We start from the raw sequence: 11,977 nt of genomic DNA, 5'->3' as shown, positions 1-11,977 counted from the left end.
CGGAGGGGCTCACCATCGCGCGATTCCCGCGCACGACTCTTGAAGGAACTCTCGTGTTCGACCTCCCCGATTCCTGGGTATGGGACTACTGGTTCGCCGACGACGGCGACCGTTACCACCTCTTCTTCCTGTACGCCTCGCGGGCGCTCCACGACCCCGAAGCCCGCCACTACCGCGCCTCGATCGGGCACGCGGTCTCGACGAACCTCGTCGAGTGGACGCAGGTGGCCGATGCGCTGGTGCGCAGCGACGCCCCCGCTTTCGACGAGCTCGCCACGTGGACCGGATCTGTGGTGCGTCACCCGGACGGGACATGGTTCATGTTCTACACCGGCGCGACGCTCGCTCCCGGCGGTCAGAACGTGCAGCGGATCGGCTACGCCACGTCGCCGGACCTCTTCACGTGGACCAAGGCCGACGGCCCGGTGCTCGAAGCGAACGGGCCGTGGTACGAGAAGCTCTCGAGCGGCGCGTGGCACGACGAGGCCTTCCGCGACCCGTGGGTGTTCGCCGACCCGGGCGGGGACGGCTGGCACATGCTCATCACGGCCCGCTCTCCCGAGGGACCGGTGGACGGACGCGGTGTCATCGGGCACGCCTGGTCGGCGGACCTGCGCATATGGGAGCTGCGAGAACCGCTCAGCGCGCCGAGCGTCGAGGGATTCGGGCAGCTCGAGGTGCTGCAGGCCGAGATCGTCGACGGGCGCCCGGTGGTGATCTTCTCCTGTCTCAAGGAGCAGAGCACCGAGTCCCGGCGCGCCGCTGCGGCCGGCACCTGGGCGGTTCCGGCGGAGAGCCTGCTCGGACCGTTCGACATCGACGCCGCGTATCCGCTGACCGACGAGCACCTGTACGTCGGGCGCCTGCTGCAGCGCCGTTCGGACGGCGAATGGCTGCTGTTCGCGTTCCGGAACATCGGCGAGGACGGACGGTTCGTGGGCGGCGTCACCGACCCGATGCCGGTGCGTTGGGATGGCGAGCGACTCGTCCGCCACGAGGCGGTGGCTCTCTCCGCCTGAGGTTCGAGGCCGGGGCTTCGCGGACGAGCCCCGGCCGGCCCGCCTCTCGGCGGGCGGTGTCCGCGCCGACAGAAGGATGACGATGATGTCAGTTTCGAAGCGACGCTCCGCGCGTCTGACGGCCGGCGCGCTGGCCGTGATCGCGGTGGGGATCGGCGGAGGGGTGGCGGGAGGCGCCGGCGATGACGCCGCGGCTGCCGATTCCGCCGCCGACTACCGCGCGCAGTACCACTTCACGGTGCCCGACCATTGGAAGAACGACCCCCAGCGGCCGGTCTTCCTAGACGGCAAGTTCCACTACTACTACCTCTACAACAGCGACTACAACGCGGACCCGACGGCGAACTTCGGCACGGAGTGGCGGCTCGCGACCTCATACGACGGGGTCGTGTTCGCCGATCAGGGTGTCGCCGCACCCAAGAGGACGAACGCGAACTACGACCTCTGGTCGGGGTCGACCGTGGTCGACGAAGCGAACACCGCCGGCTTCGGGGCCGGCGCCGTGGTGATGCTCGTGACGCAGATGGACCATCCGACACCGGCTCAGCAGGCGAACGCCTCAGGGCCGCAGGCGCAGTTCCTCTGGTACTCGACGGACGGCGGCCGCAACTTCCGGCCGTACGGCGATCAGCCCGTCATCACGAACGGCGGACGCGCGGATTTCCGCGACCCGAAGATCGTGTGGGACGCCGAGCGCGGCCGCTGGCTCGCACTGATCGCCGAGCGCGACCGGGTGAGCTTCTACACGTCTCCGGATCTGAAGACATGGTCCCGCACCTGGGAGTACGTGAACCCCGGCATCGGCACGATCGAGTGCCCGGATCTGTTCCGGATCCGCGCCGACGACGGCACGATGAAGTGGGTGTTCGGCGTCAGTGCGAACGGGTACGCCACCGGAGAGCCCGCGACGTTCGCGTACTGGACGGGCGCGTTCGACGGCACGTCGTTCACCTTCGATTCGAGCGCCCCGCAATGGCTCGATCACGGGTTCGACTGGTACGGCGCGGTCACGTGGGAGGACCCCTCCTCGCCGCTGGACCGCCGCTACGCCGTGGGCTGGATGAACAACTGGGACTACGCGCACTCGACCCCGACCTGGACCGCGGCCGGCTTCAACGGCACGGACTCGATCACCCGAGAGCTGCGCCTCACGCGTTACGGCTCCGCGTTCAGCCTGGTGTCGCAGCCGGTGGCGGCCCTCGCCGACATCGCGACGGCTCGGACGGAGCTCGGCGACGTGACCGTGGACGGCTTCCTGCCGCTCGCCTACGAGGGCGACGCGTACCAGGTCGAGGCGGATGTGACGTGGGAGACCGCGACCAACATCGGCCTGCAGCTGCGGCGCTCCGCCGACGGGACGCGTCACGCCGATGTCGGTGTGACCGGCACCTACGCCTACCTGAACCGCGGTCAGACCGGCTACCCGGCCGGAACCTGGAAGACCGAGAGTCGCACGCCCTTCGCCGGCGGTGCCGGCACCGTGCACCTGCGCATCCTGGTCGACCGCACGACGATCGAGGTCTTCGTCGACGACGGAAGATACGTCCATTCGAGCCAGGTGTTCGCCCCGCCGGGTGACGACGGCATCGCTCTCTACTCCTCGGGCGGCCCGGCTGTGTTCCACGATCTGACGATCACCGAGTTCGGCAGCGTCGTGCAGCGGCCGGCCCGGGTGATCGCCGATTTCGAGGGCGACACGTGGGGTCAGGGGTGGACGGCGACGGGGGGCTTCATCGGCGCAGGACCGAGCGCGGCCGACCTGCGCGGACGGGTCGGCGCGCGGGTCGCCGACACCTTCGCGGGCGGGGGAGACCCGGCCACCGGCACGATCACCTCGCCGGCGTTCACGATCGACAGGAACTTCCTGCACTTCCTCGTCGGCGGCGGGGATCATCCGCTGGGCGTGGAGCCCGCCACCTCCGTCCAGCTGCTCGTCGACGGGCGGCCGGTGCGCACCGCGACCGGCGCGGACTCGGCGGACCTGCGGCACGTGCAGTGGGACCTCCGCGACCTCGCCGGGCGCTCGGCGCAGTTCCAGATCCTGGATGACGCGACCGGACAATGGGGTCATCTCATGGTCGACCAGGTCGTCCTGTCAGACTGACAGCAGTCTGATGGCCGCGCATTCTCGAGTCGACTTGAGATATGAGACTCCTAGTCTCTAGTCTGGAACGCGTGCACGAGTCGGGGGGCTCATGCACGCCGATCTTGCCGGCGGCCCCATGCCGTCGTGTTCGATCTAGTCGGTGCCGGGTTCTGGGGACCCGGCACCGCGAGTTTCTGCGGAGGCGAAGGGGCCTACCGGACAGCGCGCCGAGGACGATAATCGAGTGGTGGAGCAACCCGAATCCCGATCGCGGCGGCCTGCCGGCGAGACGCGAGCCCTCATGCTGGCGGTCGCGGTCGACCGCGTCAAAGAGGAAGGTCTGCTGCTCGACTACGCCAACATCGAGCTCGAGGACCTGATCCGTACGGCCGGCGTGCCGCGCTCGACCGTCTTCCGCATCTGGCCCGACCGCGTGGCGTTCGTCGCCGACCTGGTGCGGGCCCTGTTCGAAGCGGATCCGGGCTTCGACAAGGGGTTCGACGGCGAAACGCTCCGTCACCTCGAGGACGCGGTGGCCGGCGACCCCCAGGTGATGAGCACTCCCGTGGGGCGGCAGATCGCGCTCCGCGAGGCTCTGCGGGTCACCGTGTCGCACAACATGACCGCCGTGGAGCACACCGTGGCGTTCCGGGCCTATCGCGCCATGTCGGCTGCGCTCTCCAGTGGCGACGCCGTTCCCGGCGGGGAGGAGGTCCGTGCGCTGCTGTCCGAGATCGAGGACCGCTACCTGACCCACATGGCCGAGACGTACCGGGGACTCAATGCCGCCTTCGGGCTCCGCATGCGCGACGGCGTCGACGAGCGCGACCTCGCCGTGGCCATCATGGCGATGGTCGACGGCATGAGCGACCACCGCCGCATCAACCCGGCCATGGTCGACGCGCCTCGTGTCACCGCCCTCGGGCCCGAGGGCCCGCGCGACTGGCACCTCGCCGGCATCGCGGTCTACGGCATCTACACCGCGTACACCGAGGCGATCGAGGCGTAGCCCGCGGGCTCAGGCGCTCGGCGCGCTCCAGCTGAGCGACTCGATGTAGCGCAGCAGCACGCCTTCCCGGAGTGCCCACGGCGAGACCTCGAGCTCGTCCACGTCCATCGCGCGCATCGCCTCGTGCAGCACGACGGCGCCGGCGACGATCTGGAACGTCCGGTCCGGCGTGATGCCGGGCAGTTCCTGACGCGCCGACGCGGGGATGCGGGCCAGGCGCGGGATCCACGAGCCGAGTGAGGCGCGGGGGAGCAGCATCCGTTCGATTCCCGACCAGCCCGGAACCGGATAGCCGACGAGCTTCGCCAGCGAGCGGATCGCCTTCGACGAGCCCACCACGTGGTCGGGCTTCGCGAGCGAGCCGAACGACGCGGCGACCGGGGCGAGGGTGGCGCGCGCGTGGTCGCGCAGCTGCTCGACGGCGGCTTCGCCCGGCGGGTCGTCGGGAAGGAACTGCACCGTCATGCGCCCCGCGCCGAGGGGGACGGATGCTGCCTGCTCGGGCAGTTCGTCGGCTCCGGCCGCGATCTCGAGCGAGCCGCCGCCGATGTCGAACAGCAGGATCTGCCCTGCCGCCCACCCGAACCAGCGGCGCACCGCCAGGAACGTGTACCGCGCCTCGGTCTCGCCGCCGAGGACCTGCAGCGGCTGGCCCAGCGCCTCTTCGATGAGCGCGATGACCTCGGGCCCGTTCTTCGCCTCCCGGACGGCGCTCGTCGCGGTGGCCAGGAGTTCGTCGACCGATTCGGCGGACGCGATCTTGCGCGCCTCGGTCACCGCGGCGACGAGCGCCGTGACGCCCTCCTCGGTGATGGAGCCGTCGGGAGCGAGGTAGCGCATCAGCCGCAGCACCGTGCGCTGACTCGTCGCGGCGAGCGGCCGGCCGCCGGGGCGGACGTCGGCGACCAGCAGGTGGACGGTGTTCGAGCCGATGTCGAGAACTCCGAGGCGCACGCAAGAAGAGTAGCGGTACCGGACACACGGATGCCTCGGCCCGGCCGGAACGGCCGGGTCGAGGCATCCGTGTCCCGTCTTTACGCGACGCCCGCGTAGCGGAGCAGGTCGATCATCAGGAAGTCGTCGCCCGTGCGACCGGGGTCGATCGTCGGGAGGGACGGCTGCCAATCGGGATCCTGCGCGAGGTACGACGCGCGGTCGCCCTGCAGGAGGCCGAGGAACACCTCGGCGACGATCCGCGCGCCGACCGGGCCGAGGCGCTCGCCGTCTTCGACGATGTCGGCCTCGCGGAGGATGTAGAACCACAGCGGCGTGCGGTCGTCCATGCCGTACTGCTGGAGGTCGTCGAGGTCGCGCCGTGCGAGCTCGGGCAGATTCATCGCCCGGGCGACCCGCTGCCCCGACGGCAGCGAGAACGTCAGGTGCCGCAGCAGATTGCGCTGCGCGAGCGACGCCGGATTCGTCGCGGCGTCCGGGCGGGCGACGACCGAGCCCGGCAGCGCGAAGAGCGCCGACGAGAGGGTGGTGTCGATCTTCTTGTTCGGGCGGACGTTGCCGTCGCCGAAGTCGAAGAACGTCGGCCAGTCGATGAAGCGGCGCGGGGCGCGGCATCCGCCCGACAGGTCGTCGGGGTCGCCCGCTGGGCCCCCGGCCGGAGTGAAGATCATGCCGAAGAACGGCGTGCCGCCCGGGTTGCCCGTGAAGTTCGCCCGGTAGGACGGACGGATCTGGCTGTGGCCGAACCGGTAGGCCGCGACCGAGAACTCGACCGGGATGAACGGCTCGTTGTGCCACGCGTAGAACCTGCGCCCCTTCTGGAGCACGTCGTCGACGACGGCCGACCCGCAGAGCTTGCGGAGGAAGTGCTGCACGACGATCCACTGGTAGTGCCAGCGGACGATGCGCTGCGTCTCGGCGAACAGCTCGCCCGGCGCCGTGATCCCGAGGTCGGTGCGGACGTGCTCGGCGACGGCGTTGTGGAACCTCAGCATCGCGGTCTGCAGCTGCGACACGATGAGGTTCTCGTCGTTGCGCGGATCGCCGATCAGTGCGACGCCCTGCGCGTTGCGGGGGAGGTCCGACCTGCCCGGCGTGCCGCACTCCTCGACCAGCATCGTGACGCCGTGACCGGCCTGCTGGTCGTAGAGGAACGGCGACGCGTTCGGGCCGGACCCGTACACGTTGTCGAGGCCGAGGCTCGGGGTGCGGAAGTTCGAGATGTACTCGGGATCCGCCTGGCGCTCGAGGCTCGACGTCGGATCGAACGTGATGTCGTGGTCGATGAACTGCCCGAGGAACGTGTCACCGGCGACATGCGTCGTGCTGTTGCGGTTGCCGTGCGACAGGGCGGGATCGACGATGAGCTGCACAGGACCTGCCGCCAGGTCGTCGCGGGCGTCCATGATGCCCTCCGGCTTGCCGATGTCGAGCAGGGCCGCCCGCACCTCCGGAGTGTCGGCGGCGAACGGTGGCAGCTTGCCGAACATGCGGCCGAAGCGTCCCGAGTCGTAATACTTCGACCGGGGCGGCACGATGTCGACCGGATACGAGCCGTGGCGGGTCATGATCATCTCCTTCGAACGGACTCCCCCTGCGCGCGAACACGCACTCTGGGAGAGCGGTCTCCGTCGACGTGAGATACATCGGCACCACGGATGCTGCCCGCCGGCGCCCGCGCGGAGCGCCTGTGGACGCAGCATCCGTCATCTCCCGCGCCAGCGGTTACGATGGGCGCGATGTCCGCCGACGAAGCGACCGCTGTCGCCCCCGCACTCTCGCTGTACCGCGAGATCGACCGCGCCGACTGGGCCCGCCTGGCGTCGGGCCTGACGCAGCCGCTCACCGAGACCGAGATCGTGCAGATCCGCGGGCTCGGGGACCGCCTCGACATGGCCGAGGTCGCGCAGGTGTACGTGCCGCTGTCGCGCCTGCTGTCGCTGTACGCGGAGTCGACCAAACGCCTCGGCCAGGAGGAGTCCGGCTTCCTCGGCGAGGCGGACTCCACCACCCCCTTCATCGTCGGCGTCGCGGGCTCGGTCGCCGTGGGCAAGTCGACGATCGCGCGCCTGCTGCGCGAGCTCACCTCGCGCTGGCCGGGAACCCCCCGCGTCGAGCTCGTCACGACCGACGGGTTCCTCTACCCGAACGCCGAGCTCGAGCGCCGCGGCCTCATGGAGCGCAAGGGCTTCCCCGAGTCGTACGACCGTCGCGCGCTCGTGTCGTTCCTCACCGAGGTGAAGAGCGGCGCCCCCGAGGTGAAGGCGCCGTTCTACTCGCACATGCGGTACGACATCGTGCCCGACGCCGTCATCACCGTGCGCCGCCCCGACATCGTCATCGTCGAGGGCCTCAATGTACTGCAGCCGCCCCCCACCCCGAACGACGTCGCCGTCAGCGACCTGTTCGACTTCTCCATCTACGTCGACGCGGATGCCTCCCATATCGCGCAGTGGTACGTCGACCGCTTCCTCGCCCTGCGCCGGGCCGCATTCAGCAACCCGAAGTCGTTCTTCAACGTCTTCGCGCAGCTGTCGGACGAGGAGGCCGTGGAGCGCGCGCTCGGCTTCTGGAACTCGATCAACCTCCCGAACCTCGAGGAGAACGTGCTCCCGACGCGTCACCGCGCGAACCTCGTGCTGCAGAAGGCGGCCGACCACACCGTGGAGACGGTGCTCCTGCGCAAGCTGTAGCGCCGTGCGGGGTTCCTCGCTCGCTCGACGACCGGGGAAGGGCGGGGAATCTGGATTCGTAAGGGTTCCTAGCGAAACCCGCCGCCTACCATTGACGGCATGTGTGGAATCGTCGGATACGTGGGCCCGCGGCAGAGCCAGGCCGTCCTGATCTCAGGCCTTTCGCGCCTCGAGTACCGCGGCTATGACTCCGCAGGCATCGCCGTGATCGACGGCGACGGCGGATTGGGGATGCGCAAGCGCGCTGGAAAGCTGAAAGTGCTGCGCGACGACCTCGCCGCCCACCCGCTCGCCGACGGGACGACCGGCATCGGCCACACCCGCTGGGCGACGCACGGCGGACCGACCGACGGCAACGCGCACCCGCACCTCGCCGACGACGACAAGCTCGCCGTGATCCACAACGGCATCATCGAGAACTTCTCCGAGCTCAAGGACGAGCTCCTCGCCGACGGGTTCACCTTCCGCAGCGAGACCGACACCGAGGTGGCCGCCGTGCTCCTCGGCCGCGAGTATCAGCGTGCCGGCGACCTCGTCACGGCATTCCGCGCGGTCGTGTCCCGCCTCGAGGGCGCCTTCACGCTGCTCGCGATGCACGAGGACCAGCCGGGCCTCGTCGTCGGCGCCCGCCGCAACTCGCCGCTCGTGATCGGCCTCGGCGAGGGGGAGAACTTCCTCGGTTCGGACGTCGCCGCGTTCGTCGAGCACACCCGCAACGCCCTCGCGATCGGCCAGGACCAGATCGTCGCGATCACGCCCGAGGCCGTCACCGTCACCGACTTCAGCGGCAAACCGGTCGAGGTCGAGCCGTTCGAGGTGACGTGGGACGCGTCCGCCGCCGAGAAGGGCGGCTGGTCGTCGTTCATGGCCAAGGAGATCTCGGAAGAGCCCGAGGCCGTCGCCAACACGCTGCGCGGCCGCGTCCGCGACGGCGAGGTCGTGATCCCCGAGCTCGACGGACTCGACGAGCTCTTCGCCGGCGTCTCGCGCATCATCGTCATCGCCTGCGGCACCGCGGCGTACGCCGGCCAGGTCGGCAAGTACGCGATCGAGCAGTGGACGCGCATCCCCGTCGACGTCGAGCTCGCCCACGAGTTCCGCTACCGCGACCCGGTGATCGGCCCCGACACCCTCGTCGTCTCGATCAGCCAGTCGGGCGAGACCATGGACACGCTCATGGCCGTCAAGTACGCCCGTGAGCACGGTGCGAAGACGCTGTCGGTCTGCAACACCCAGGGCGCCACGATCCCGCGCGAGTCCGACGCGATCGTCTACACGCACGCCGGCCCCGAGGTCGCGGTCGCCTCGACCAAGGCGTTCGTCGCGCAGATCACGGCGCTGTACCTCATGGCCCTGCACATCGGTCGCGTCCGCGGCACGATCAGCGCGGCCGACGCCGTCGACCACGTGCGCGAGCTCGAGGCGGTCCCCCGCAAGATCGCGCAGATCCTCGAGCGGGAGCAGGCGCACATCGAGCAGTTCGCCGGCTGGATGGCCGACACCCGCTCGGTGCTCTTCCTCGGTCGCCACGTCGGCTACCCGATCGCGCTCGAGGGAGCGCTCAAGCTCAAGGAGCTTGCGTACATCCACGCCGAGGGCTTCGCCGCCGGCGAGCTCAAGCACGGTCCGATCGCGCTCATCGAGCCCGGCCAGCCCGTGTTCGTCGTGGTCCCGTCGCCCCGCAAGTCGTCGGAGATGCACAAGAAGGTCATCTCGAGCATCGAGGAGATCCGCGCCCGCGGCGCCCGCGTCATCGCGATCGCCGAAGAGGGCGACGCGGCGGTGCTGCCCAAGGCCGACGAGGTGCTCCGCATCCCGCTGGCCGGCCCGTTCTTCGAGCCGCTCCTCGCCGTGGTGCCGCTGCACATCTTCGCGATGGGCCTCGCCACGGCCAAGGGCCTCGACGTCGACCAGCCCCGCAACCTCGCGAAGTCGGTCACGGTCGAGTAGCAGCATCCGTTCCGCCTGCCGTGCGCTGCGCGGCAGGCGGCGGCGACGCGCCCGCGCGATAGGGTGGCGGATGCTGCGGCCGCAGCACGCAGGAGGACCACATGATCGTCGGTATCGGCGTCGACCTCGTCGACATCCCTCGGTTCGAGCGGACGATCGAACGCACCCCGCAACTGCTGCGACGCCTCTTCTCGGAGGCGGAGCAGCAGCTCAAGCCGCACTCGCAGGCCGCGCGGTACGCGGCGAAAGAGGCGCTCATCAAGGCGCTCGGCGGCTCCGACGGGGTGCACTGGGCCGAGATCGAGATCGCGTCCGAGGCATCCGGTCGTCCCGTGTTCTCACTGTGCGGATCGACGGCCGCGGTCGTCGCGGAGCGCGGCATCACGGCGCTGCACCTGTCGCTCTCGCACGACGCTGGCCTCGCGACCGCGTACGTCATCGCCGAGGCGGTGCCCGCCGGCGAGTCCGAGGAGAGAGCGTGAGCCGCCTGCCCGCCGGAGCCCTGCGTGAGGCCCTGATCGACGTCGGCGCGATCGAGGACAACGTGCGGCACCTCCGCCGGCTCACCGGGTCCGAGATCATCGCGGTGGTCAAGGCCGACGGATACGGACACGGCGCGGTGCGCTCGGCGCTCGCGGCACTCGCCGGCGGCGCGTCGCGGCTCGGCGTCTCCGACATCACCGAGGCGCTGGCCCTCCGCCACGCCGGCATCGACGCGCCGATCGTCGCGTGGCTGCACGCTGCGGGCGCCGACTTCGCCGAAGCCGCCGCGCGGGGGATCGAACTCGGCATCTCGAGCCTCGACCAGCTGCAGAAGGCGGCGGCCGCAGCATCCGCCGATCGTCCCGTCGGGGTGCACCTCAAGCTCGAGACCGGGCTCTCGCGCAACGGCATCGCGCCCGAGGACTACCGCGTTGTCTTCGCCGAGGCGGCGCGCCTCGAGCGGATCGGCCGCGTCCGCGTCATCGCGCTGTTCAGCCACCTCTCGAACGCATCGACCGAAGACGACCGCGCGGCGCTGCGCGCCTTCGAAGACGGCGTCGCCGCCGCCGCCTCGCTCGGTCTCGCGCCGCCGCTGCGGCACATCGCGGCGACGCACGCCGCGATCGACCTTCCCGAATCGCGCCTCGGCTGCGTGCGCATCGGCATCGGGATCTACGGACTCTCGCCGTTCGACGACCGCACCTCGGCGGATCTCGGCCTGCGCCCGGCGATGACCCTGCGCGGCGCGGTGGCCGCCGTGCGACGCGTGCCCGCGGGCAAGGGCGTGTCGTACGGATATGACTACCGCGCCGAGCGCGAGACGACGCTCGCGCTCGTGCCCCTCGGCTACGCCGATGGGGTGCCGCGCCAGGCGTCGGGTGCCGGGCCCGTCGTGATCGGCGGGCGTCGGTTCACCGTGGCGGGCCGCATCGCGATGGACCAGTTCGTCGTCGACGTGGGCGACGCTCCCGTTGCCGTGGGTGACACGGCCGTGCTGTTCGGAGACCCGACCCTCGGGGCGCCGTCGGCGACCGACTGGGCGGAGGCCGCGGGCACCATCAACTACGAGGTCGTCACGCGCATCGGAGTCCGCGTGCCCCGCCGGCAGGTGTCGGAGTGAGCGGGAACGAAGGCGACGTCCCCGGTGTTGCACGGGGCGTGGACACCACGGCACAAGGATTGGACGCCCTCGTCGGCACGCGCGAGATCACCTCGCCGGACGCGATGGAGGCACTCGGCGAAGAGATGGGACGGATGCTGCGCCCCGGCGACATGGTGGTGCTCACCGGTCCGCTCGGCGCGGGCAAGACCACCCTCACCCGCGGCATCGGCCGGGGGCTGGACGTGCGCGGACCCATCCAGAGCCCCACGTTCGTGCTCGCCCGGACGCACCCGTCGCTCTCGGGCGGAGCGCCGCTCGTGCACGTCGACGCGTACCGCCTGGGCTCGGCGGCCGAGCTCGACGACCTCGACATCGACTTCGACGGCTCCGTCGTGATCGTGGAGTGGGGCCGCGGTCTGGTCGACGGCCTGCGCGAGCGGTGGTGGGAGGTCGAGCTCGAACGCGAGTGGCACGGCCGCGGCGTCGACAACGCCTGCGGCACCGTCGCCCATGAGGCCGACCTCGACGCCGACACCCCTCGCCTGGTGAAGATCACGCGCCACCCCTAGCCGACGTCGGCTCGCGACATCCATCCCCGCCTCCTCAATTGAGGATGTGTGCCGAGATGCGGATCGCACCACCGGTTCAGCTCCTCGATTCGGCCCTGGTCCTCAAATGAGG

10 protein-coding genes are annotated in these 11,977 nt (G+C 70.4%); 8 read left to right on the top strand and 2 right to left on the bottom strand.

The annotated features are described in order from the left end of the window. Positions 1-53 precede the first annotated feature (53 nt). The 3 genes from Q9R33_RS03065 to Q9R33_RS03055 all read left to right on the top strand — a co-directional run bounded on the left by Q9R33_RS03065 (position 54) and on the right by Q9R33_RS03055 (position 4,114). Complete coding sequence (locus Q9R33_RS03065; protein ID WP_311292829.1) at positions 54-1,019, top strand: glycosyl hydrolase family 32; 966 nt, start codon at positions 54-56, stop codon at positions 1,017-1,019. An 85-nt stretch (positions 1,020-1,104) separates the two neighbouring features. Continuing rightward, complete coding sequence (locus Q9R33_RS03060; RefSeq protein WP_311292828.1) at positions 1,105-3,123, top strand: GH32 C-terminal domain-containing protein; 2,019 nt, start codon at positions 1,105-1,107, stop codon at positions 3,121-3,123. Between the two features lie 229 nt (positions 3,124-3,352). Next, entirely contained in the window at positions 3,353-4,114 is a 762-nt protein-coding gene (locus tag Q9R33_RS03055; RefSeq protein ID WP_235560270.1) for a hypothetical protein, read from the top strand. 9 nt (positions 4,115-4,123) lie between these two features. On the opposite strand, the gene Q9R33_RS03050 is transcribed toward Q9R33_RS03055, so the two are convergent. Both Q9R33_RS03050 and Q9R33_RS03045 read right to left on the bottom strand, forming a co-directional pair. Further along, positions 4,124-5,068 carry a Ppx/GppA phosphatase family protein gene (locus Q9R33_RS03050; RefSeq protein WP_310248870.1) on the bottom strand — a complete coding sequence of 315 codons (945 nt, stop codon included), beginning with the start codon at positions 5,066-5,068 and terminating at the stop codon, positions 4,124-4,126. 80 nt (positions 5,069-5,148) lie between these two features. Then, on the bottom strand, positions 5,149-6,636 hold the full coding sequence (locus Q9R33_RS03045; protein ID WP_311292827.1) for a heme peroxidase family protein: 1,488 nt from the start codon (positions 6,634-6,636) through the stop codon (positions 5,149-5,151). A gap of 171 nt (positions 6,637-6,807) precedes the next feature. On the opposite strand from Q9R33_RS03045, the gene coaA reads away from it, so the two are divergent. From coaA to tsaE, 5 genes are all read left to right on the top strand, one after another. Further along, positions 6,808-7,761, top strand: coding sequence for a type I pantothenate kinase (gene coaA, locus Q9R33_RS03040; RefSeq protein WP_310248873.1), 954 nt, complete (start codon positions 6,808-6,810; stop codon positions 7,759-7,761). A gap of 99 nt (positions 7,762-7,860) precedes the next feature. Then, on the top strand, positions 7,861-9,711 hold the full coding sequence (gene glmS, locus Q9R33_RS03035; RefSeq protein WP_311292826.1) for a glutamine--fructose-6-phosphate transaminase (isomerizing): 1,851 nt from the start codon (positions 7,861-7,863) through the stop codon (positions 9,709-9,711). Between the two features lie 101 nt (positions 9,712-9,812). Continuing rightward, positions 9,813-10,193 (top strand): holo-ACP synthase, encoded by a 381-nt coding sequence (locus tag Q9R33_RS03030; RefSeq protein WP_310248878.1) that lies wholly within the window; start codon positions 9,813-9,815, stop codon positions 10,191-10,193. Next, a complete protein-coding gene (alr, locus tag Q9R33_RS03025) occupies positions 10,190-11,314 on the top strand; it encodes an alanine racemase (protein WP_311292825.1) in 1,125 nt (374 codons plus the stop codon). The genes Q9R33_RS03030 and alr overlap by 4 nt, the downstream gene beginning before the upstream one ends. A gap of 104 nt (positions 11,315-11,418) precedes the next feature. Beyond that, positions 11,419-11,865 (top strand): tRNA (adenosine(37)-N6)-threonylcarbamoyltransferase complex ATPase subunit type 1 TsaE, encoded by a 447-nt coding sequence (gene tsaE / locus Q9R33_RS03020; protein WP_310249031.1) that lies wholly within the window; start codon positions 11,419-11,421, stop codon positions 11,863-11,865. The last annotated feature ends 112 nt before the right edge of the window (positions 11,866-11,977 follow it).

The sequence above is a fragment of the Microbacterium sp. PRC9 genome, assembly GCF_031844125.1.
Classification (GTDB): Bacteria; Actinomycetota; Actinomycetes; order Actinomycetales; family Microbacteriaceae; genus Microbacterium.
Note: the sequence above shows the minus strand (reverse complement) of the source record. Positions and strands in the feature narration are given on the sequence as shown.